A 24,876-nucleotide genomic window follows, 5' to 3' on the forward strand; every position below is an offset into this window, starting at 1 on the left:
ACCTAGAACTGGAAATATAAAAATTCGCTAACTTGGGTTAAGGTTAAAACGCCAAGCGCAAAGCTCACGCCACTGACGACGGCCCATCGAGAAGAAGCTTGCCATGCCTGTTGTTGGAAATGCTTTCTAAAAGGCCAAAAAGTGTTGCTTTGAACATAATGCAGTGAACTTAGGGACCCTCGAACTGAGTAGAAAAGGTCTTGCACGGTAGGAAGAGTGACAACCATAACAAGTAAAATGATGTTCCAGAACCACATTAAGATAAAGCTCTGCCCGCCCGCTTGGTTCTCCACAATACCGATGGCAGCAAGGTAGTGGCTGATGCCACCTAAGCGCGCCATTAAGGCATTGGGGATTTCAAATCCGTTTAATCCGGCCATGCCACTCAGTATATTTATCGCACCATCAAAACTGACTGCTCTGAAAAATACCCACCCAACAACAACGGCACAAAATGTAATTAACCAAGATAAAAAGACATACCAGCCTTGAGCACTGATACGTTGGCTTAGTGGCTCGGTTATGTGTCTCCAAGCATGGTTAATGGTTAAGTAACCGCCATGTAATGCCCCCCAGATTAGGAAGTTCCACCCAGCACCATGCCACATTCCGCCTAACAGCATGGTTGTGATTAAATTGACATAGCGTCTTGAAGGCCCTTTTGCATTGCCCCCTAATGGAATGTAGATATAGTCACGCAGGAAGCGAGAGAGCGTCATATGCCAACGTCGCCAGAACTCCGTGATACTGGTGGCTTTGTAAGGAGAGTAGAAATTTAGTGGTAAAACAATGCCAAAGATCCTCGCTAAACCAATAGCCATGTCTGAATAGCCAGAGAAATCAAAATACAATTGAAAAGTGTAAGCGAGCGCGCCTCCCCATGCTAAAAAGAAGTCGATACTCTCTCCTGTTTCTGCTAATTGGAATACAGGGGTTGCATAGCGTGCGATACCATCGGCAAGCACTGTTTTTTTGATTAAACCAATAGCAAAAATGGATAAGCCAATGGCGACATCTGAAGGGTTTAGCTTGAATCTGTTTTTGCGCTCGAACTGCGGCAGCATTTCTTTATGGTGGACAATGGGGCCCGCGATGAGTTGAGGGAAAAAGGACACAAAAAGTGCGTAGTGTCTAAAGCTGTATTCTTTGGTAATACCTTGGTAAGAATCAACCAAATAAGCGATTTGCTGAAAAGTAAAAAACGAGATAGCCAAAGGAAGGATAATGGTGCTTAGGTGAATGGGTTCATCTAAGGCTAAGTTTATATTATCGATAAAGAAATTGGCGTATTTATAATAAATGAGTAAGGATAAATTAATAGCAATGCTAATAACCAACAATGGCTTATTTTTACTGTCTGCTATTTTTCTTCCCATATAAAAGTTAAATAAGATCGAAAATATGAGTAGAGGCAAATAGTAAGGGTTCCACCATCCATAAAAAAACAGCGAGCAAAGCACCAATACCCATAGTGCACTACCATTGCCCCATAACCTGGCTGCGCCTAATACCAGCGCTAAGCAAATAGGGAGAAAAAAGAAGATAAATTCGGCAGTATTAAATAACAAAATAATTCATCCATGAATAATCTTTAATATTAAGCGTAGTTGCAAATGAGAGGTTGATAAAAAATATCATGGTTCAGCACAGCGATTACTTTTGACAGCTTTGTTATTTTCCCAGCAAATGATTTTATTTCACTAATACTTAAAGAAGGTTTTTGCTCGGAGGCTTGGGAATGAAACAGCGGCATTACCCATTGAGTGTTCACATTGCTAGCTTGTTTTTAGCCATGGCAACCTTGCTTGGTACTGTCATTATCGGGGTGAGTTATCGTCATTCTGAAATTCTTCTTGAGGGAACCGCTCAGAACCTTAGCCGAGAAAACAGCCGTAAATTACAATCTGCCTTTAAAGAACATGTCGGCCCTGTGTTAGCGACGTTAGATCTGATGGCAACCACGCCTTTTATTGAACAGCAAGACAGTCAGAGTATGTCTTGGATGGCCGGGTTTCGGCTTATCTTTCAACGCAATCGGAGCTTGGTGGCGTTATTTTATGGTTCCAATAATGGTGACTTTACTGTTATTCGCCCTTTGCTAACAGAAAAATCTCGCGAGCATTTTTCTGCTCCTCCCCAAAGTGACTTACTGATTAATTACACCAATACGACAGGTTTAGATATGAAGGTATATCTGGATGAAAATCAAAATAATATTGGTCATACAATGAACAAAAATAGTCAGTTTGATCCTAGAGTTCGCCCCTGGTTTACATCGGTAAAAAGCAACGGTGAAATTACGTTAACCAAACCTTATTTTTTTTACTTCTTAAAAACCAACGGGGTGACATTGTCACGAGTCTCAGCCAGTGGTGAGCATGTCGTGGCGGCGGATTTTACCTTAGAATCGCTGTCTGAAAAGTTGGAGTTTTTAGCGTATTCGCCACGTTCCCAGTTGGTGCTTTTAGATAGTGATGGCCAATTGCTGGCGGGTCATAATTTGGTTGGGGTGGATGTATCACAAGGAGGGCTGATAAGTACTTTAAATGCTTCTATTTTTTCTGATGTGCTTGACTCTTTTGAAGCTGGAAAGCTAACAAAGGGCGTGCATTATCAAGGTGAAGAATGGGCCATGAGCGTAACTCCAGTTCAAATTAGTCCGAATATTCAGTTTTGGCTAGCGGAAGCCATACCGAGAGATGAGCTTTTAAAGAGCCTAATTACAACCCGAAATCAGCTGATCATTACAGCCGGTTTACTCCTGATTTTTTGTATTACCATTGTATGGTACATGGCGAGTCGAATCTCTAGGCCGTTACAAAATTTAAGTTATTCCACGAACAGCATACGTCGTTTTAATTTTAAAAAAGTACATTACCCCAAAAGCATGATCAAAGAAGTGAACGACTTAACCATCTCACTGGAATTGATGGAGCATACTTTGCACGATCTCTTGCTTTTGCTTCGAGATACGGCTGGAAATCAAGAGTTTAGTGTATTAGCAAAAAACATAACGCATCAGAGCTTTAAAATTACAAAAGCGGATACGATTGTGCTGTACACGCAAGATACGTTTTCAAAGCAACTTATCACGACAGCTAATCACGCCATTATTCCTTTTAAGATCAATATTAATGAATTGCTTTACGATAACAGAGAAATAGAACGAGATTTACAGCAAGGTCATATTCATCACTTAGAGCATGGTTGTGATGCGTTAGCCCCTCATAAAGAACAACTCTATAATCATGAACTGTTTTTATTTCCTTTGCTGAATCGAGATGACCAGTTAGTAGGGATATTATTGGTGGGGTATGAGCGTGAGTGTACAGATTTACAGCGTGACAAACATGAATACCTAAGAGAGTTTTTGAGTTTTGCTGAAATAGCCAAAGACAATATCGATAAAATCCAGCAACAAAAAGAGATGCTGAATGCCTTTATTAGTTTGATTGCATCTGCCATTGATACCAAATCCCCTTACACTGGGGGGCATTGTCAGCGAGTGCCTGAATTAACGGAGTTGCTCACTAAAGCCGCTGAACAAGATCAGAAATATTTCCCTGAGTTTTCTTTAACGGAAAAAGAGTGGGAAGAGCTGCACCTTGCTTCTTGGTTACATGATTGCGGTAAAGTGACCACCCCAGAATACGTGGTTGATAAAGCGACAAAGTTGGAAACCATTTATGATCGTATCCACGAAGTACGTATGCGGTTTGAAGTGCTGAAACTGCAAGCGGAAATCGAGTACTGGCAAGGGATCAGCAGAGGTGAAGCTCCAGATACTTTAAAGCAAGATCTTGAGAAAAAGCATGAGCAGCTTGATAGTGACTTTGCTTTTATTGCTGAGTGCAATATTGGCGGAGAGTACATGGATAAAGACAAACGTGAGCGATTAAAAGCACTCAGCCAGATAACGTGGAAAAGAACCATAGATGATCGATTAGGGACTTCTTGGGTTGAGCAGGAGCGATACGGAGAGCCTGCCGCTTCTTTGCCTGTGATGGAAAAGTTGTTGGCAGACAAGCAAGTGCATAAAGAGCCATGGCCTAATGGTATCAGCCCTAAAATGATGCTGGATCCCAAATTCACCTTACCGATTCCGGAGTTGCACTATAATCGCGGGGAGTTATATAACTTACAAGTGACCCGAGGAACATTAAACGAGGAAGAACGGTTTGTGATTAATAATCATATTATCCAAACCATCGTGATGTTAGAAAAGTTACCTTACCCTGAACATTTAAAAAACATACCTAAGATTGCTGGTGGGCATCATGAAAAAATGGACGGCACTGGTTATCCACTTGGGTTAGTGGGCAGTGAGCAGACTTTGCCTGCTCGTGTGATGGTGATTGCGGATATTTTTGAAGCCCTGACGGCGAGCGATAGGCCTTATAAAAAGGCGAAAAACTTAGAGCAGTCGTTAAAAATAATGACTTCTATGGCGGAAACTTCTCATATCGACCCTAAGTTATACCTGATTTTCTTAGAGCAAAAAGTGCATGAGATTTATGCGGATCGTTTTTTAAATGACGATCAGAAAGTTGATGTTGATATTGAACATCACATTAAACGGATTAAGGTTGTGATACATAACTCTCCAAATGTGGAACTAGGGTAGAAGGGGATAAAGGCGGAAGTGTTGATGTGAAAGGATAAACAGCTCCTACCAGATCATCATTTCACTAAAACCATGGCAAAAAAAGCACGCTCGTGCTAAAAATGACCATATATGTTGTTAGAGTTGTTAAGAAGCGATGAGTAAAGGCAAAGTTACCCGTGAACATATTTTAAAAAATGCTTTCACTATTGCCAGTGAATCTGGGTTAGAAAGCCTGACTATTGGTTTACTAGCAAAAGCATGTGGTATGTCGAAAAGCGGTTTGTTCTCGCATTTTAATTCAAAGGAAAACCTTCAGGTAGCCGTACTGGAGTATTCCGGGCTCTGTTTTCGCCAGCGGGTTATTGAGCCTGCTCGTGATCAGTTTCCAGAGAACATGGAAGCGAAGTTAAAGCTTTTGCTCACTAACTGGTTGCAATGGAATCACTCATTTCAAGGCAGCTGTATGTTCTTAGATGCGTGGAAAGATTCCACGGACTCGAATGACAGCGTGCAAAAAGAGTTGAAAAAAATCATCCAAATTTGGGTGAATTATTTGCAGATCCAAATTGAAAAAGGGCAATCATTGGGTGTATTTAGCGCTGATATTGACTCAAAACAAGCTGTATTTCAGTTATATGGTGTGTATTTAAGTAGCCATTTGTTTTATTCCATTGAGGTTGAAAACCAATCTCGGGATATGTTCTGGCAAGGTGTGGAGCAGCTATTCAGCCAGTGGCGTGTAGAGCCTTAAGCACATATTAATAACCTGAACTAGGGATAATTTAAGAAGCTTTGTATGGCTTCTTTATTAATACTAATAAAAAGCACGAGCGTTCTATTTTTCGGGCGTTAGGAGAAAGGCATGAGCCAAAAAATCTATTTTAATACTGCCAGTTCATTTAGCTTGAGACGTAAGCTTATTAATTTAGGCACACGCTTGCATCATACGATGGCACCATCACACGCAAGACGCACAGCACGTAAGCTATTTCTGACGCCTGTACGCAGCAAACCTAAAAACGTAGAGCCAGCTGGGTTAATCAAAGATAGTGTTGCGACATCTGAAGGTATCATCAAAACGTACCGTCTTGGTGTTGGACCAACTTGGGTGCTGAGCCATGGTTGGTCAGGTACGGCGAGTCAGTTTTTTCCATTAATGGAGCATATTGCTAAACAAGGCTACACGGCGCTTGCTTATGATCACCCTGCACACGGGGAAAGTGAAGGGCAATATGGTCATCTTCCCTCATTTATTCATGGTTTTGATGAGTTATTAGACACTGTGGATTCCGTTGTTGGTGTGGTGGCACACAGCATGGGAACGGCGTCGGTATTGGAAAGCCGTCATGCTAAAGTACAATCGGTGCCATTTCTCTTGATTGCTCCAGTACTTAACTATACTGAAAATTTATTTAACAGTGTGATTAAGTCTGGCTATTCGCTTAAGCTTTTTCAGGAAGTGGTCGGGGAAGTGGAGCAGCGCTACCAGCATCCAATCAGCAGTATTAACCCATACCAGCGTTTACAGAACCGCGAAGCGCCAACAATCATAGTGCATGATAAACAAGATAGGTTTACTCATTTTGATATCTCACAAAAAGCGGCTAATGAAAGTGAGAGAGTCGAACTCGTTGCTACAGAAGGGCAAGGACATGGTCGAGTGATGCAGTGTGCACAAACCATGTCAGGCTTTGATTCATTGATAAAGGCATAATAACGCAAAGTAGCTGCCGCTGATTCTCACGATAGGTTGCAGCTATATCGTTATCTTTACTGGTAATTTCACCGTGTTGATAAAATCATTTTAAATTGTAGGGTTTTGTGGTTTATTTTATATAAGTCGGTCAAAAGAAATGTCTTATTTATAAAGGCCGCATGTTATCAGTAACTTATGAGTATGCTGTACCAATGTATCTCCCTGCCTTTTTGTCTTTAATATCTCTTCCTTTTCTCAAAATATCTTCTCTTTTGTGGTTGTAAATCAATATTCATCTACTAGCATAATTATATGGGCAACCATGGAGGGAGTTCTCAATGATATTTCTGCAAGTAGCTGTAATTCTTAGTTCTATTGTATTTTCAGTGCAAAGTTCTGCCGAAGAGGTAAAGCTTACTGTTTTGAACTGGAGTGAATACATGGATCCAGCACTGGTTCAGGCATTTGAACAGGAATATCAAGTAAATGTCGTAGAAGTTAACTTTAATTCAGATGAAGAACGAACCGATCTTTTATTACAAAATGATGGCGAAGGGTATGATCTTATCTTAAGTTCTGGCATTGAATTAGAAAATTATGTGCGAAGAGGCTGGATAGAAAAGCTGGACCCTGAAAAATTAGATTTCTTGGATGATCTTTATCCTAAATGGCGCACCGCGTTTCCACAAACGAAGGATTATGCTGTTCCGTACTTTTGGGGCACAGTGGGGATTGTATATCGCCAAGATCTAATCAAAGTCCCTATTACAAGCTGGAAACAATTGTATGAGCCGAATGCTCAATTAGTGGGCAAAATAGGAATGTTGGAAGACTCACGAGATCTGGTCGGAATGGCTCTTAAATCGTTAGGGTATTCTGCTAATAGTGAAGATTGGCAGCAGCTTAACCAAGCTGAAGTATTGTTGCACGCACAAAAACCAAGTGTCCGAAGTTATGAATACCCTTCTCTTGATCAAGATGCGCCTATTGTTCAAGGTGATGTATGGGTTGCCATGATGTACAGCGGTGATGCATTAATGGTGAAAGAGTTTAATGACAACCTTAAGTTTGTGTTACCTGATGAAGGTGGTTCAATATGGGTCGATTATTGGACGATTGCCGCTAAATCTCAGTACCCAGAATTAGCTTATCAATTTTTAAACTACATCAATAAGCCTGCTTCTGCTGCTCAGCTGGCTGAATATGTGTATTACCCCTCTCCGAATAAGAGTGCAGAAGCCTATCTTTCTGAGGAATTTTTAAAGGATTCCACCATTTATCCAACGAAGAAAAGTTTATCAAAATCTGAATTTTTCTATGCGTTGCCTGATAGAGCGCAGAGAAGAAGAAATAACATAACGATTAACTTGTATCGGTAGGTGCTTATGAAGCTGCATACGAAATTACCGATTTTCTTGATTCCTTTATTGTGTTTGCCTCTGATTTTATTGGGAACCATTGCGTATATTGAGCTTAAAAAGAGCTCGGAGCAAAACAGTATTGATCAGCTTGATAAATTGTTTGAGCAAATCACGTTTCAGAGTAATAGCTTAATTAAAACGGCACAGGCAAATGCGGAACTGATTGCGAGCGATCCATTAGTAGAAAACTACTTACTGGCTAAAGAAGAGCGTTATACCTTAATGCAGCGGCCGTTGCTGCGTAAAATACAGCAAGTGATGTCAGTTTTTCCACAATACTATGAAGTGCGAATTTTATTGCCTGATGGTTATGAAGATTTGCGCCTTACCAACCATTTCATTCCAAATTTGCGAGAAGATGAGTTTTCAACACCATTGTTTACTAACATGATGGAAAATCAGCTGTCGTCGTACACTCAGCTACTACTAAACAGCGATAATAATATGTTTAGTTTGTACGTTTCTCAGCGTTTGGACATTAAAAATAGCCTCACCTCGAAACCTGAAGATAAGGTGCTAGGGGGGTATTTGGTGATCACGGTGGATTTAACTGAGCTCAAGAAGTCACTAGCACAAGTACCATGGGAAGGAGGACATCTAGTTCTCACTGATCGCCGTGGTCAAGTGGTGTTAGCTGCGAGTGATGAGGCAGTTACAGAGCGGATAAAAAGCCATATTTCCAGTGCTCCGTGGAGCTCTGAAGGTCAACATTTTGAGCTTCATGATATGGACGATACCAACCGCTTTTATCATGGTCGGGTGAAAATTCAAGATAATTTATGGTTACATGGCCTGATCCCTGAAGCCATTTTGTTGCAGTCGAGCCGTAATATTTCGTCGCTAGTGGCGAACGTCACCATGTTATCCATTATCTTGTCGATTCCATTATTATTGGCGTTAAATCATTACCAAATTTCACGCCCACTCCAGCAATTTCATAAAGCGTTTTCTCGGTTAGGAAGCGGTAAAGAGCTGGTTCAAATTGATACTCATGGGGACGATGAGTTGAATGAACTTGGCCGAGAATTTAATCGAATGAGTAAAAGTTTGCATCGTTCTCATGAAAAAATACGAGAATTGGCTTTTAGTGATAGCTTAACGGGGTTGCCTAATCGATTCATGTTTACTAAGCAGCTGCATTCCTCTATTAAAAAAGCAGAAACAGCCAGTGAAAACTTAACGGTGATGTTCCTTGACCTTGATAATTTCAAGATGATTAATGACAGTTTGGGTCATCATGCGGGAGACAGTTTATTACAGCAGGTTGCAGATAGGTTGAATGATAACTTGCGGTGTAACGACACCATTTCGAGTAACATGGTCGCGCGGTTAGGAGGAGACGAGTTTACCGTTTTATTAAAAGGTTTGAAAACGCCAGAAGTGGTGGAGCGGGTGGCTCAGCGAATTATTGATATTATTGCTTTGCCTATTGAATTGGAAGGAAGTGACTATTACCTCAGTGCCAGTGTTGGGGTTGCGTCTTACCCGGAAAATGGACGTACGACACAAGAGTTGATTAAAAATGCCGATATTGCGATGTATCAGGCAAAGAAGGTGGGGAAAGGTAATTTTCAAAATTATACCGATACATTGAGCAAGCAAAATGAGCAAATGGCGTTTGTAGAACAAAGGTTACATAGAGCCATTGAAGAACAGGCATTTGATCTTTATTACCAACCTATTATTGATAGTGACACTCAAAAAATAGCGTCGTTGGAAGCGCTTATTCGTTGGAGTGATCCCGAAAAAGGCTTTATCTCCCCCGATATCTTTATTCCTATTGCAGAACGTAATGGCATGATCACCATCATTGGCGATTGGGTGATAAGTACTGCGATTAAACAGTTACAAATTTGGCAACAGAAAGGGCATCACGATATTCAGGTTGCGGTGAATGTGTCAGCGGTACAGTTGGGGGCTCCTAATTTTGCCCAAAAGTTGAGTGATGCCATCCATAAAGCCAAATTAATTCCAGGTTCGCTGTATATTGAATTGACGGAAACGGCGGTGTTAAGTGGTGAAAAAAATGTACTGACCGCCTTAAATGAGCTAAGAGATCGAAATATAAAAATAGCCCTAGATGATTTTGGTACTGGTTACTCATCACTTAGTTATTTACGTGATTTGCCCATTGATATTCTTAAAATAGATCGCAGTTTTACCACTGAGTTAAGCAACCGAAATAACAATATTATTTTATCGGCGATTATCATGATGGCTCACGCTCTTGGGCATAAGATTGTGGCCGAAGGAGTTGAAGATGAATCTCATCGCGACTTCTTGATTCAAGAAGGGTGTGATTTGCTACAAGGTTACTTATTTAGCCGACCGAGACCTGCTACAGAAGTCTCTGAGTTGTTTAACACAGAGTATGATACATGTAAGGTAGCGAATCGTTTTTAGCCCCTTTTCCAGCCTTACCTCCTCTATATTCCTACCCTAATATGTTGCTATTAGGCTTTTTGTCAGGATTTACCGAATAGTACGTGATGCTCAGTTAGAGCTGTGGCATAGTTGCGAAAACGGTTCTAACGAGATGTAATCATGACAGAAAAACAAGATGATTTTGTGACTGAAGAAACACTAATTGAAACCATTGAAAATCAATTAGAAGATGGTCAACCAAAGAAAGTAAAAGAAACACTCATGCGTTTGATGATGACGGGAACTTCTCGTGAAGATGCTATCTCTGCTATGGCATGTGCCTTGGCACTAGAGGTGTATGATGTCATGAAAAATGATGTGCCATTTAATGAAAAACGTTACAGCGAACATTTGGATGCGTTACCAGACATGAGCTGGATGGAAGAATAAAGAAAACGGCCAATATATTCGCTTAAGCCCTTGTGTTCTTTGCATAAGGGCTTAAATGAAATGGTGGTTGGAAAGAGATTAAAAGGAAGAAAAATGAGCAGTATCATCGATTGTATTCGCACCGTAGGAAGAGGGGAGCGAAGCCGTAAGCCACTTAATCATTCACAAGCATACTTGGTGATGAAAGAGTATTTACGAGGTGACGTCGGAGAAGATCAGATGGCAATGCTGATGATGTTGATCCGAGTACAAAATGAAACCGTAGAAGAAGTGTCTGGTTTTGCTAAAGCATTACGTGAGTATCTTAGAGAAGATTCAAAACCAGAACTGTCACACCTGAGTGCAGATATTGATTGGCCATGCTTTGCTGGTAAACGTCAGTTACAGGGGCAACCTTGGCATTTATATTCTGCTCACGCGTTAGCGAAAGCAGGGTATAAAGTGTTACTGCACGGCCATGTTGAAGCGGAAAGTAAACGCCACCACGCTGAACATTATCTCGATAAGCTGAATATTGTACGTTGTGGTTCCATAGAACAAGCCCAGCACGAACTCGAAACGAATAATATTGCCTACTTACCGCTTGCTGTGTATGCCCCGCAAGTTGTGGATATGCTCCGCTGGCAACAAAAGTTTGGTCTGCGTACACCAACCAACACCGCTGCACGTATGTTGAACCCCGCTAATGCTGCGATTTCATTACGTGGTAGCTTCCACCCTGGTTTCCCGCAGTTACATGGTGAAGCAGAAGGCTTTCTATTAGAAGAGTCGGGTGATACGTCATCATGCACGGTTTCTTTTAAAGGGGTTGGCGGTGAAACAGAATACAACCCTAAAGTGAGCCAAACCATTTGGCGGGCAACTCACCAAGGCACCGAAGAACTGTATTGGGATGAGCAGCTTATTGAAAGCTTACCGCAACCTGAAAAGTGCGTTTTGGGTACGTCAGATGACAACATGGCACTGATGATTAATACCGCAGTAAGTGGCATTGCGTTAGCGTTGTGGGCAAAAGGGCACGATAGCCAGTTAAGCCGAGATCAAGCTATTGAGCAGGCCATTGAATTGTGGAGACAGTACTGCCAGTAACTGGGCTTATTCATGTTTAGGTTACGGTGGCCGTAAAAGGATTTTAGAATGAAAAACAATCACTATTGGGGTATTGATTTAGGCGGTACTAAGGTTGAATGTGTGGTGATGGATGCAGATTATCGCCCGTTATTCCGAGAGCGTTTAGCCACCGAACGTACAAAAGGCTATCAGCATATTTTGCAACGTATTAAGCAGTTGATTGATCAAGCTGCGTTAGAATTAAATTATTACCCCGATGTGATTGGGTTTGGCACTCCCGGTACGAGTGATCCTTACACTGGTAACATGAAAAATTGCAACAGCACAGAGTTAAATGGAATGCCTTTGAAAACCGATTTAGCCAAGTTGTTGCAAGTTGAAGTTGTGATGAGCAACGATGCGAACTGTTTTGCTTTATCAGAAAGTCGAATGGGGGTTGTAGCTGAGGCATTTCCAAAAGCGGAAGTGGTGTTTGCTGTGATAATGGGCACCGGCTGTGGCGCAGGTATTACAGTCAACGGTAAGGTGTTGAATGGCTTACACAACATTGCCGGAGAATGGGGCCACAATGTGTTAATACCTGGTGGTGAAGCGTGTTATTGCGGGAAAAGTGGCTGTGTGGAAACGGTGATTGCAGGGCCAAGTGTTGAACGCTACTACCAGCAGCTAACAGATCAGTTCCGTCCTTTGGTGGAAATTGTTGAGCTGTCTCGAATGGAAATTACATCTGTTGATTCCGAGGTAGAGGCTGCTCGTCAAACAATTGAGCATTTGTTAGATCACTTTTCACAAGCCATTGCTCAAATTATTAATGTGCTGGATCCTGATGTTGTGGTAATTGGTGGCGGGGTAGGAAATATTGATGAGCTATACACTCAAACCTCAAAACGAATTTTACCTTGGCTATTTAATGATCGGTTAGAAACGAAATTTGTGAAGCCTAAATTGGGTGATAGCTCTGGTGTTTTTGGTGCCGCATTATTGTGTGAATCGATTTAAGAGTTTATTTTTTATACTTAACTTTTATAATTTATCTTTAATAACTTGTCTTTAACAACTTAGTAATAACCCGGTTTCGGCTAGCATCAGTAACAGTAAGATCAAAGATAAGGACTTCCAAAAAAATATCGGGTTTCGCTCTAGTAACGGTGCTTGTTGGTGTTTTTCGATCATTTGCTTATTTGGGGTGGATAGATCTTGATGAAACTCCGACATCGCTTGATAGCGCTGAGCAGGTGATGGGTGGCAGGCTTTTTTTAATGTGTGATCAAGCCATTGCGGGAGATCATTTCGGTGGTTTTGGGCGGGTTGATAGATAAAATTATGGTGACGAGTATGGGTTATTGTATGTGAGCCATAAGGTTTATAAGGTAACTTCCCTGTGAGCATTTCATAGATGATTACACCAAGAGAAAAAATATCTGAATAGTGCTGGGCTCTTTCTCCTGCAAGGTATTCAGGCGCGATGTAGTCGGCAGCTCCCACCGGAGCTTCTTCTAATAGAGGTGAGGCAATTTCATCAAGGCCGTCTACTTGTACGGTGCCAAAATCAATTAAAACCACTTTGCTTTTGCCTGTGATGATGATGTTTTCAGGCTTTAGGTCTCTGTGTACCATCCCCATTCGCTGAAAGGCGCGCACGGCTTTAAAGAGCCCTTCAGCAATATCTCTAACAAGATTAAGGTTAGGGGCTGGATTGTCGTGAATCCATTGGCGTAGGGTTTGTCCTTCAATATATTCGCATAAATGGTAGAGAAAAGGTGAGCAGGTAGGCCTGTCTTCTATTTTCATAATATTGGGGTGGTGTAGACGTCTGCCTATCCATTGTTCTCTAATAAACCCTTCAAGATAAATAAGATCTTCTGAAAAGTGTGGGGAAGGTGCTTTTAAGATATACCGTTGTTTATTGTTTTTACTCTGAACTAGATACACATGGCTACGAGTCCTACTATGAATGACTTTTTGTACGATGAAGTCATCAATGGTATTACCGATCTTCATGACAGGTGGGATCACCAGTTGTGTTAATTTTCGATGAACTTCATCGACATTTTCGTGGGGAAGCTGCTCAATTTTAATGAGTAAGCAGCTGATGTTGTCATTACTGCCATTATTCTTGGCTTGAGCCACTAGTTGTTGCCCGGTTCGTTCTAAATCGTATTGCTGTGGAGCTAATTTTTTTTCAATGTCGTGGTGGGGTAGCCATTCGTGTAAACCATCGGTGGAGAGTAAAAAAATGTCATTGAGTTCTAAATCGTAGCATTGAAAATCCATTTCAAGGTGGGAGTCCATGCCAAGAGCACGAGTTAAAAAACTATTGCGGCCACTTTGTTTATGGCAATGATCTTGGGTGAGTTGTTTCAGTTTACCTTGGCGGTAACGATAAATTCGACTGTCACCTGCATGAACGAGGTGGGCGGTGTTTGATTTAAAGATAATGCTACTGAAAGTAGTCACCAGCCCATTATGACGTAAGTCGCTTTGTTGGCCATGATGATAGAGCCAATTATTGAGAGAGCTTAGTACTCGTTGGGCTGATTTTTTTACATGCCAGCTATCAGGGGTGCAATAATAGTCTTCAATAAATTGCGTGACACTGGTTTGGCTGGCCTGTTGTGCGTGTTCGCTGCAACTGACACCATCGGCCATGCAAGCGACGATACCTTTATATGTCACGACGTTGTTTTGGCTTGGTAATTTAACAGCAAACGCATCTTGATTGATGTCTCGTATACCTGCACTAGAGCAACCACCTACGGTAACCTGTAACAAGTCGGTTGAAGTATTGGAGCAGTTAGTCACGGCTGTCATGACTTATCCTCATTTTGCTGGTTTTGGATAATATTGATGTAAAGCGGGCTGGTTAGGCTGCTTTACATCACGCAGTACTAGTGATTCGCAACATCGATCAATGTTACGCTGCCATCTTCATTTACTTCAGCAATCTTTCCGGTGGGTTCTTCCATAAATAACAAGGTCGCAAACCCTAAAATGGCGGTCGCGGCGATCACATAGAAGAATGTGCTGTAGTCCACAAACGAAAGAATGGTTAGGTAGCATACGGCACCAACGTTACCATACGCACCAGTCATGCCGGCTATTTGTCCTGTCATGCGACGTTTGATTAATGGTACTGTTGCAAATACGGCCCCTTCCCCCGCTTGTACGAAGAAAGAACAGGCCATTGCGGCTGCAACCGCCAGCCAAATTGCCCACTCATTGTTGACTTGTCCCATCAAGAAATAGCCCGCGGCCAAACCTGCGGTTAAGATCAATAGTGTTGATTTTCGGCCAAACTTGTCTGAGAGCCAGCCACCACCTGGTCGAGACATTAAGTTCATGAACGCATAAGCAGACGCCACCATCCCTGCAACAACAGGGGTTAACTCGAAAGTTTCTGAGAAAAATAAGGGTAACATAGAAACCACAGCGAGCTCTGAGCCAAAAGTGGCGAAGTAAAGAACGTTTAATATAGCGACTTGTTTAAATTTATAACGGTGGAGTTCGGGTACGGGCTCTGAGAAAATCTTTTTATTTACTTTCCAAACCTGAGTGGTTTCGTAGCAATATAAAGCCAGTAATCCAACATAGATGAACTGGGTGGTGGTTTGAGAAAAAATAGCCACTCCATCAGGAGATAGCTTCCATGCCAGTAGGCCAAGTGCGGCATACATTGGAATTTTCATGATTAGCAGCAGGGCAAGATCCCCTTTGGAGGTGACTTCCATCGCTCCCATGTTTTGAGGCTTGAAGTAGGTAGAGCCTTTTGGGGTATCGGTAACATTGGTATAAAACACGAATGCAAACCCTAAACTCATTAAGCCTGTTAGGCCCATAGCATAACGCCAACCGTCTTCACCTCCCGACATTACGGCAATGGTTGGTAAGGTAAATGCGGCGGCGGCTGAGCCGAAGTTCCCCCACCCACCATAAATTCCTTCGGCGGTGCCTAGCTCATTGTGAGGGAACCACTCTGAGACTAAACGAATGCCAATGACAAAACCGGCTCCAATAAAGCCTAATGCAAAGCGAGCGATAGCTGCCTGAATGAAGTTGTCTGCCATCGCGAACATAAAGCAAGGTATGGAGCACACAACCAATAAGCTGGAAAACACCAAGCGAGGACCATATCTATCAGTTAGCATGCCAATAATGACACGGGCAGGGATGGTCAGAGCGACGTTAAGAATTAATAAGGTTTTTATCTGCTCTGTTGTCAGCCCTAGTGAGCTTTTTACTGCTTGCAGCAAGGGGGCAAAGTTAAACCAAACCATAAAGGTAATAAAAAATGCAAACCAGCTAAGGTGCAGTATTTTCATTTTTCCACTGAATGAAAAAAGATTAAATTTTCCAGTATCACTCATTTAAACACTCCTAGAATACGTTTTACTCACACTTAAATAGCAGCTCCTGTGCCATTTTTATTTGTGTTTAAATTCAGCTGCTTACTGGATTTTTTTGTTTTTTTATTGTTGGGGATGAACGATCTTAGTGATTCTGCACCAAGATGATTCAATAAGATAGAGAAGAAAACAAGGCATGGATACCTTGTTTTCTTAGTTGAGGTAAGGTTTGAAACTTTCTGGTGAAATAGCGTGATAATCGAGAAGCTGAGCCTCCAGTTCTTCCGCTGGGATCGGTTTTGCAAAGTAGTAACCTTGAATGCGATCAATTTGTAACTTCTTACAGCATGTTTTTTGAATCTCGGTTTCAACCCCTTCTGCAACCACTTGTAAGCCTAACTTCTGAGAAAAGGCATTAATGGCTTCTAAAAAGGAGGCATCTTCTTTTTCTATAATGGACTGAATGAAGGTTTTATCAATTTTTAGAACTTGGAATGGGTATTTTTGCAACTGAGACATTGAAGAATAGCCAGTGCCAAAATCATCGAGCGCTAATTTTATGCCCATGTCAGAAAGATCACGCAGTAATTGAGTAGCTTCGGTGTTTTTGTTTAAGGTACTTTCTGTTAATTCTAGTTCTAAACGATGAGGAGCAATGTGGTATTTACTGAGCGTTTGCTTTACGTTTTGGAGAAAGTCGCATTGGCAAAGTTGTAGCGCCGATAGGTTAATGGCTAGGGAAAGTTTATCGTCAATGTGTTGCCAACCATGAAAGGTTTCGCACGCTTTTTCAAGTACCCATGCACCGACTTTATCAATGACTTTCATTTCTTCGGCAATAGGAATAAATTCGTCGGGGTAAATTAAGCCACGGGTTGGGTGATTCCAGCGAATTAACGCTTCAATGCCTGTGTATCGTTCTGTTTTTGAGTCAACTTGTAACTGGTAATGTAAAACGAACTGATTATGTTCAATGGCATTGTGTAAATCTCGCTCTAGCCCGACTCGTTTCATGATTTGCTTATGCAGTTCTTCTGAGTAAAAGTGGGATTGGTTACGACCACTTTCTTTTGAGCGGTACATGGCAATGTCGGCATACCTCATTAATAAGCTTGGATCTGAGGCACATTCTGGGTAGCTGGCAATACCAATACTGGCAGAAACAATGGTTTTGCAGCCATCTAGGTAGAAAGGGTCTTTTAAGCTATCAAAAATTCGTTGGGTTAGGCGTCGAATTAAGGAGATCTCTCGCAGGCCGTGTACCAGAATAGCGAACTCATCGCCTCCTAGCCGGCAAAGAAGGTCGCCTTCTCGTAACGGTTGTTGAAGCCGTTTAGCGACTAATTTTAACAGCTGATCACCCGCAGCGTGGCCTAAAGTGTCGTTGATGTTTTTGAACTTATCTAGGTCAAGAATGATTAATGCAAGGCTTCTTCCTTGTCGTCCTGATAATGGTAGGGCATTTTTTAAACTGAGCTCAAACATGTAGCGATTTGCAAGCCCCGTAAGTACATCTACTTCGGCTAAGCTACGGAGCTTCTCACGACTATCTCGGAGCTGTTGTTCAATTTTATTACGTTCTTTGGCATGTAAAATAGCGCGAATTAATCGAGAGGCCGTCACCTCACTTTTGGGGACAAAATCTTGAGCTCCTGCTTCGATACATTTAATAGCAAGGTCTTCATCTTCACTATGGCTTAGCATCACTACCGCAGGGGGCTGGGGAGTGGAATTACGCAGTACTTTAAGCACTTCTAACCCAGTCATGCCCGGTAATCGGTAATCGAGTAAAATAAGATCGAATGCCTGTTTTTTAGCCAGCGTTAAGCCTTCTTTTGCCTGGCTAGTTTCTATTACTTCGACAGTGTGCCCCGATTGTTTTAATGCCCGTTTGGTATTTATTCGATCTATTGCGTCGTCATCAATTAGCAGCAAGTTCATAGCGTCGTCCTTGAGCGTGATTAATTACACTGGCTTCTGGTTGGAAATTCAACTAAACGCCAGTAATGATCGAGCAGCTCAAAGAGCTCGGTAAAGTCGGGGTTGAGTTGGGACTTTACGATATATCCGGAAATGTGCTCTTTGTAGGCAGCCATGATGTCTTCATCGTCTTTCGAAGTGGTAAGCACAAAAACAATACTGTCGGTGAGCTGTGGATCGGCCCTTAACTCTTCAAGCATTTCGAGGCCACTCATTCTTGGCATATTGAGATCGAGTAGAATGAGGTAAGGATGCTGAATTTTCTCCTCTCGTAATATGCTTAAGGCTTCAATACCATCACATGCTCGATGTAAAGGGTTGGCAACACGCAGCTTATTGAGTGCACGCTTTATGCCCATGGCATCGACATCATCATCTTCAACTAACAATATGGAGACGGTATTGTATTGGCTACTGGTCATTGATTAGTTCCCTTAATTTGATTTCTGTTGGCCAAGTAAAGCACATCCGAGTGCCTCTTTTTCCATCTGATTCGATGCGGATTTGGCATTGGTAGTTATCTAATAGTTTTTTCACAATGGCTAGCCCCATGCCACTGCCTTCTACTTCATCACGAGATTTTAGAGTTTGGAAAATACCAAATACTCTGTCGTGTTGTTCCGGTGGAATACCGGGACCATCATCACTGACGACAAATTGGAAGCCTTGAGTATCTATGGTGGCAGAAATGTGAATAGTGCCTTCTGCTTGGTCATGGTGCTTAATGGCATTACTGATTAAGTTTCGTAGTAATTGTTCAAATGGCACTGATAACGTGACAAAGGTGGGTAAGCAGTTCTGGCAGGTCAGTGTAAAGCCTGCTGGTGGATCTAATAGCTGAAAAATATCGTGAGCTAATTGGGTAGTGTCTACGGTTTTAAAATTTCCTTGTTTACGGCCAACACGAGAATAAGAAAGTAGATCATCCAGTAGGCGTTCTAGTCTGGAGACTCGGTTTTGCATTAATGTTAAAAACTCTTTACTTTGCTCTTCCAGCTGATCTTTGCTGTCTTCTTCAATCCAGTTAGCTAGCTGCATTATGCCCCTGAGAGGTGCTTTTAAATCGTGCGAAGCAACGTACGCGAAGTCATTGAGCTCTTTATTACTGCGTTCTAGCTCTTTCATGTATTGGGCAAGGGCGACCTCATTTTGTTTGCGTTTGGTTACTTCTTCTTGAAGTAAGCGGGTTTTTTGTTGATCACGCTGGCGTAAGTAATAAAAGTAGTGCAAAAGAGCAATGCTGATTAAGCCTCCGAATAACACGAAGTAGGGGATTGGGGACCAAATTTTATTGGTATAAGAGGAAATCGGGGTTAATTCTGCTTGCCAGTAAATGTCGCCTAACCTGATGTTGCTGCCCACTTTGTATTTATCTTGATCAGGTTCATAGGGGTGAGAGTCGGCAGATATTACTTGGTTTTTTTCAATAATCTGTAGTCGAAAATTCTGATTGAACTGGTCTTGTCCTGTTAGTAATGAAAGTACGTTATCCAATCGAAAAACGCCGATAATAAAGCCGTCAAATTTCTGATTGATATAAAGAGGTACATAGATCAGAAAGCCGCGCTCGCCTTGTACGAGTGTGATCGAGTGACTTACGGTTGTGTCTCTCTTATCACGGGCTTTGATAAGGGCTTCTTGGCGGCGTGATTCGAAATCAAGGTTCAAACCTTTTGCTGCTTCATTGCCCTCTAACGGTACAATCCAGCGAACGTGCAATGAGTTATCTACCCATTCTATGGCCTGAAAGAAGGGTAAATATTGGATATAATTTTGAATATCTAATTCCCACTCATGACGTGGAATACCACCTCGATACGCCCATTGTTGTGCCATCCTTTCTAGTGTGTGAATTTGAGTTTGCATGCTAATTTCAAATTTTTCTTGAAAACGATGCAGTTGGTGTTCGGTGTCTTTACGGATTTGGCGGTGTTCCCATGCCACTAATGCTTGCCATAAGGTAAGTACAAGTACCGTTAAGGTAACGCCCACTAAAGTGATTGCCCAGTGATTCCTAATCTCCGTGATTTTAGGCATAATCGATATCCCCCATAAGGTGATAGCGCTACCTAAAAAAATAAAGCCCACAGCGGTATGGATTGCCATACGAGTAAGGTGACCCCAGCCAAATGAGGTTTCTAACCCTATTAAATACCCAAGAAAGACAATAAGTCCAAGGCCTGTGACAATTGCTCCAACAAGGACTAATTGATAGGTCCGTTGTGTCAAATAAGAGGCAAGTAATGCACTGCCGCTAAGCAAAAAACATAAAGCGGTATTGGGAGCCATACGGCCTGGGTGAGAGGTTTTGGTGGTGATGTAGTGCTCCATTAACAGCTGATCAATACCTAGACTTATGTGGAAGGTGTATTCAATTAAAGTTAAGCCACCAATTAATGCCACGATAAGACTTAGCAGAAGTGATAATGTCTTTTTGTTAAAAATGGAGGATAACAGGGCGCACCCAGCAAGAAGAAAGCCCAGCGCGGTGTTGTATTGCATAGGCACAAATGAAGAGTGAACTTGAATCAAAGAAATCTGATTTAAATACCAACCTAATAGAACACTGATGCCTAGACTAGATACCATTAACGCAAGAACGGAGCTAATGCAGGTAGGGGAAAAGTAGCTGCGTGGTGCATAAACAGTTTCGTTAATCATCTATAGTGAGTACCCATATGATCGTGATTGGTAAGAAAATTTCGACATTGGTATTAACATTTTTAGACGCATTCTCAAAAACTGTAGTAGAGCATTCTAAAGGGATCAAATATGCATTGGTGTTAATATAGTTATCTTTAAATATAAGAAATCAAAAAGGAGGAAGTGGTGACCTCCTCCTTTTTGTTTTTTGTTGGATTTTTAGGCGGCTTGTAGTTGTACTTCACCGTTGATTAAGCGAATAGGATAGGTTTTTAGCTTGTATTGGGGGTCTTCTAAACACTCCCCTGTTTTTAGATTGAAATGCTGCTTGTAAAGAGGAGAGGCGACGACGATATCGCCTTTAATGGAACCCATAATGCCCCGTGAAAGCACATTAGCCTGTCCGATAGGATCGTAGTTAGATAAAGCGTACAGTTGGTTATTACGGCTACAGTAAAAAATAGCCACTTGCTCTTTATTAATGCGAGCGCATAGGCCAGTGTTTGGTATGAGATCACTTTGTTTACAGATGGTAGTCCAGTTAGTCATGGTGTGCTCCTATTCCGTAATATCGACAATAGAAATGGCGCTTTTTTGGCGGCGTTCTTGGCTGGTTATGGGGCGGCGCTGCTCACGTTCAATAACATAAGTGAGTTGATCATCGGGTGCTTCACTATTGATAAAGTGTTGGAAGCGTTTTAGTTTCTCAGGATCTTCAATGGTGGTTTTCCACTCACATTGGTAGTTATTAATATTATTCGCCATTTCAAGTTCTAACTCTTGGGCGATGCCGAGCTTATCCTGAAGAATGACGTCTTTAAGATACTCTATGCCGCCTTCTAAGTTTTCTAGCCATACTGACGTTCGCTGTAGTCTGTCGGCGGTTCGAATGTAAAACATGAGGAAACGGTCGACGTATTTAATTAACGTTTCGTCATCGAGATCCGATGCGAATAGATCCGCGTGTCGTGGTCGCATACCGCCATTACCACATACATATAGGTTCCAGCCATTTTCAGTAGCAATCACTCCGATGTCTTTAGATTGGGCTTCTGCGCATTCACGGGTGCACCCTGAAACGGCAAATTTGAGTTTATGAGGGGCTCGCAGACCTTTGTAGCGGTTCTCTATGGCTATGGCAAAACCAGCACTGTCGTTCACTCCATATCGACACCATGTACTGCCTACACAAGATTTTACGGTTCTAACTGATTTTCCGTAGGCATGACCTGTTTCAAATCCCGCGTTAATCAGCTTTTTCCAAATGATGGGTAATTCGTGCAACTGAGCACCAAAAAGATCAACCCGTTGGCCTCCGGTGATTTTGGTGTATAAATTATATTCTTTGGCAATTTCGCCTAATGTGATGAGTTTGTCTGGGGTTATTTCGCCACCCGCAATGCGCGGTACAATAGAGTAGCTACCATCTTTTTGCATGTTACCAAGGAAAATATCGTTGGTGTCTTGAAGCTCCATGTGCTTGCTTTCAAGGACATAGTCATTCCAAAAAGAAGCTAAAATAGAGCCTATTGCGGGTTTACAAACATCACAGCCGAGCCCTGAGCCGTGGCTGGTGAGTAGCTCATCAAATGATTTAATCTTTTTAATACGTATAATGTCGGCAAGTTCTTGGCGAGAATAGGAAAAATGCTCACAAATATCGTGGCTGACTTCAAAACCTAGAACGGCAAGTTCGGCATCAAGCACTTGTTTGGTGAGTGCAGAACAGCCACCACAACCTGTAGAAGCCTTCGTGATGCTTTTTATGGCTCCCATTTCGGTACAGCCATTGGCCACTGCCGCTTTTATTTGTCCTTTAGTGACATCAAAACATGAGCATATCTGAGCATTGTCTGGCAGGGCCTCGATACCTAGTCCGGCAGTTTCCCCGCCACTGTTTGGTAGGATCAGAGTTGCGGGGTTTTCAGGCAAATCCATATCGTTCAACATGATCTGTAATAGATTGCCATAAGCCCCTACATCGCCGACTAGGACTGCCCCTACGAGCTTTTTACCATCTTTCGAGACAATGAGGCGTTTATAAACTTGTTCTATGTCGTCATTGAAGGTGTAAGATTGTGCCCCAAAGGTGTTACCGTGTGCATCCCCAATACTGGCAACATCAATACCAAGCAGTTTTAGTTTGGTACTCATATTGGCACCAGTAAATGTTTCGCTTCCGCCTAAAATATGTGAAACCGCAACTTTAGCCATGGCGTACCCGGGGGCAACTAAGCCAAATATTTTTCCTTCCCATAATGCACATTCACCAATCGCATAGATGTTGTCTATGCTGGTTTGGCAGTGATCATTGATGATAATTCCACCACGTTCACCAATGTTTATATCAAATTGGCGCGCTAATTCGTCTTGTGGGCGAATGCCAGCGGAGAAGACAATCATATCGGTTTCTAGGTAACTACCATCTGCAAAGTTCATGCGGTAGCGGCTTGTTTTTCCCGCTACTATTTCCGTGGTGGCTTTTTCGGTATGAACTTGCACACCAAGCTGCTCTATTTTTCGTCGTAATAATTTGCCTCCACCATCATCAAGCTGAACGGCCATCAGGCGTGGAGCAAATTCAACAACGTGGGTTTCAACACCTAAATTTTTTAGAGCATTGGCCGCTTCTAGCCCAAGAAGGCCACCACCAACAATGACACCTACTTTGCTTTGCTTTCCAGATTCAGTAATGGATTCTAGGTCTTCAATGGTACGGTAAACCAAGCAATGAGGTTGATCGTTTCCAGAAATGGGGGGCACAAATGGGTACGATCCTGTTGCTAAGATCAGCTTATCGTAGGGCTCCTGACGTCCGTTAGCAGTCGTGACGACATTATTTCGGGTATCTAGTTCAACCACTTTATCATTAAGAACAAAGTGCACCCCATTTTCATGGTAATAATCTTCGTCGGTTAAGGCGAGATCATCCGCTGAAGCGCCAGTGAAATAGGAGCTTAGCTGGACCCTATCGTAGGCTAAGCGAGGCTCTTCGGAAAAAGTGATGATGTTGATATGATCGCTACGTTCGTCTTGAACAAGATTTTCGATAAATTTGTGTCCAACCATTCCATTCCCGACGACGACAATTCGTTCTTTATCCATGTTGTTTCCTTACTGTTCTTATTCTTTGATCAATACCGTGTAAGCTCATGAGCTGATTAGGCGGATAAGCGTTTTAGTTCTTGCTTGTTAATGGTTTGGAACCAGTGCAGTTGCTGAGAAAGATCAACAACGTGACCAATGATGATCAGTGCTGGAGACTTTACTTGCTCTGCTTGAACTAAGTGGGGGAGTTGCTCTAATGTTCCGGTGATGACTCGCTGCTTATTGGTGCAGCCATTTTCAACTAGTGCCGCTGGGGTATGAGCACAAAGACCTGATGCAATGAGATTTTCTGAAATGAATGCCGCTTTGGTTAAGCCCATGTAAACAACCAAAGTGTGTTTAAGACCTGCTAGGCTGTGCCAGTTCACATCCAGATTTTTTTCGGCATGTGCAGTTAAAAAAGTACAGCCTTGAGAAAGACCACGGTGAGTGAGAGGGATCCCTGCATAACTACTGCACCCTGAAGCGGCGGTAATGCCGGGAACCACTTCAACCTCAATATTGGCTTGTTTGAGTGGTAACATTTCTTCACCACCTCGGCCAAAAACAAAGGAATCTCCGCCTTTTAGACGACAAATATGTAAACCTTGCTTAGCTTTGGTGAGCAGAAGTTCATTAATTTGGCTTTGAGGTATGGAATGATGATTCTTGGCCTTTCCAACATAAATAGTCGGTGTGCTTGGTGGAAAAAGCTGACAAATCTCTTGGCTGACCAACCGATCAAATAAGATGATATCTGCGCATTGGATTGTTCTAAGAGCCTTGATGGTGAGTAAATCTGGATCGCCTGGACCAGCCCCTACCAATGACACTTTTCCTGAATTTGTTAATGATGCAGTTGGTTGTGGTGAAAAATGAGAAATCTCTGCAACGGACTCTTTAGACGGCATATTCAACTTCCTTATTGCATTTGTCCATGTACGCTATATTGGGATTCTGTTTATTAAGAAAGAGCAAAGAGAGTGCCAGCTAAAAAAGAAAATATATTGAAATAAAATAAATGTATTAATTATCAGTTGCTTGTATTTACTCTTCACTCTTAATATGGATATCGTACTTAATCTTGAGCATAAAATAGCCGCCTTCATAAGCTTTGTTGCACTTCATTGGTGCAGCTAAGCCCAGAATAAAGCGCTGTTTTGGTTGAATCTGGGGATCTCAAAAAATGTTAAGGTGGAACAGGGTGCTTTGGGA

At 42.1% G+C, this 24,876-nt stretch carries 17 protein-coding genes; 8 read left to right on the top strand and 9 right to left on the bottom strand.

The annotated features are described in order from the left end of the window. Positions 1-2 precede the first annotated feature (2 nt). Positions 3-1,568, bottom strand: coding sequence for an MBOAT family protein (locus tag MHO82_RS10085; RefSeq protein ID WP_239183817.1), 1,566 nt, complete (start codon positions 1,566-1,568; stop codon positions 3-5). Positions 1,569-1,738: 170 nt separating this feature from the next. On the opposite strand from MHO82_RS10085, the gene MHO82_RS10090 reads away from it, so the two are divergent. From MHO82_RS10090 to MHO82_RS10125, 8 genes are all read left to right on the top strand, one after another. Next, positions 1,739-4,624, top strand: coding sequence for an HD domain-containing phosphohydrolase (locus MHO82_RS10090; protein ID WP_239183818.1), 2,886 nt, complete (start codon positions 1,739-1,741; stop codon positions 4,622-4,624). A gap of 136 nt (positions 4,625-4,760) precedes the next feature. Then, positions 4,761-5,357: a TetR/AcrR family transcriptional regulator gene (locus MHO82_RS10095; RefSeq protein WP_239183819.1), complete on the top strand. Its 597-nt coding sequence runs from the start codon at positions 4,761-4,763 to the stop codon at positions 5,355-5,357. 111 nt (positions 5,358-5,468) lie between these two features. Beyond that, on the top strand, positions 5,469-6,320 hold the full coding sequence (locus MHO82_RS10100) for an alpha/beta fold hydrolase (RefSeq protein ID WP_239183820.1): 852 nt from the start codon (positions 5,469-5,471) through the stop codon (positions 6,318-6,320). A 320-nt stretch (positions 6,321-6,640) separates the two neighbouring features. Continuing rightward, entirely contained in the window at positions 6,641-7,681 is a 1,041-nt protein-coding gene (locus tag MHO82_RS10105) for a spermidine/putrescine ABC transporter substrate-binding protein (RefSeq protein WP_239183821.1), read from the top strand. A 6-nt stretch (positions 7,682-7,687) separates the two neighbouring features. Next, a complete protein-coding gene (locus MHO82_RS10110; RefSeq protein WP_239183822.1) occupies positions 7,688-10,126 on the top strand; it encodes an EAL domain-containing protein in 2,439 nt (812 codons plus the stop codon). Positions 10,127-10,267: 141 nt separating this feature from the next. Continuing rightward, the gene (locus MHO82_RS10115) at positions 10,268-10,537 is read left to right on the top strand and encodes a hypothetical protein (RefSeq protein WP_239183823.1); all 270 of its coding nucleotides are present in this window, start codon (positions 10,268-10,270) and stop codon (positions 10,535-10,537) included. A gap of 93 nt (positions 10,538-10,630) precedes the next feature. After that, the gene (locus tag MHO82_RS10120) at positions 10,631-11,626 is read left to right on the top strand and encodes a glycosyl transferase family protein (protein ID WP_239183824.1); all 996 of its coding nucleotides are present in this window, start codon (positions 10,631-10,633) and stop codon (positions 11,624-11,626) included. 48 nt (positions 11,627-11,674) lie between these two features. Further along, the gene (locus tag MHO82_RS10125) at positions 11,675-12,607 is read left to right on the top strand and encodes an ROK family protein (RefSeq protein ID WP_239183825.1); all 933 of its coding nucleotides are present in this window, start codon (positions 11,675-11,677) and stop codon (positions 12,605-12,607) included. Positions 12,608-12,658: 51 nt separating this feature from the next. Here MHO82_RS10125 and MHO82_RS10130 read toward each other — a convergent pair whose 3' ends face one another. The 8 genes from MHO82_RS10130 to cobA form a co-directional block, all read right to left on the bottom strand. Further along, complete coding sequence (locus tag MHO82_RS10130) at positions 12,659-14,419, bottom strand: bifunctional protein-serine/threonine kinase/phosphatase (RefSeq protein ID WP_239183826.1); 1,761 nt, start codon at positions 14,417-14,419, stop codon at positions 12,659-12,661. 77 nt (positions 14,420-14,496) lie between these two features. Continuing rightward, on the bottom strand, positions 14,497-15,972 hold the full coding sequence (locus tag MHO82_RS10135; protein ID WP_239183827.1) for a NarK family nitrate/nitrite MFS transporter: 1,476 nt from the start codon (positions 15,970-15,972) through the stop codon (positions 14,497-14,499). Between the two features lie 192 nt (positions 15,973-16,164). Further along, positions 16,165-17,892 carry a GGDEF domain-containing response regulator gene (locus MHO82_RS10140; protein ID WP_239183828.1) on the bottom strand — a complete coding sequence of 576 codons (1,728 nt, stop codon included), beginning with the start codon at positions 17,890-17,892 and terminating at the stop codon, positions 16,165-16,167. 20 nt (positions 17,893-17,912) lie between these two features. After that, positions 17,913-18,353: a response regulator gene (locus MHO82_RS10145; RefSeq protein ID WP_239183829.1), complete on the bottom strand. Its 441-nt coding sequence runs from the start codon at positions 18,351-18,353 to the stop codon at positions 17,913-17,915. After that, positions 18,343-20,592, bottom strand: coding sequence for an ATP-binding protein (locus MHO82_RS10150; RefSeq protein WP_239183830.1), 2,250 nt, complete (start codon positions 20,590-20,592; stop codon positions 18,343-18,345). Before MHO82_RS10150 ends, MHO82_RS10145 begins: the two co-directional genes overlap by 11 nt. Before the next feature lie 201 nt (positions 20,593-20,793). Next, on the bottom strand, positions 20,794-21,123 hold the full coding sequence (gene nirD, locus MHO82_RS10155) for a nitrite reductase small subunit NirD (RefSeq protein WP_239183831.1): 330 nt from the start codon (positions 21,121-21,123) through the stop codon (positions 20,794-20,796). Between the two features lie 9 nt (positions 21,124-21,132). Further along, the gene (gene nirB / locus MHO82_RS10160; protein WP_239183832.1) at positions 21,133-23,679 is read right to left on the bottom strand and encodes a nitrite reductase large subunit NirB; all 2,547 of its coding nucleotides are present in this window, start codon (positions 23,677-23,679) and stop codon (positions 21,133-21,135) included. A 56-nt stretch (positions 23,680-23,735) separates the two neighbouring features. Further along, entirely contained in the window at positions 23,736-24,572 is an 837-nt protein-coding gene (gene cobA / locus MHO82_RS10165; RefSeq protein ID WP_239183833.1) for a uroporphyrinogen-III C-methyltransferase, read from the bottom strand. Between the last annotated feature and the right edge of the window lie 304 nt (positions 24,573-24,876).

Source organism: Vibrio sp. Of7-15 (genome assembly GCF_022347565.1).
Classification (GTDB): domain Bacteria; phylum Pseudomonadota; class Gammaproteobacteria; order Enterobacterales; family Vibrionaceae; genus NORP241.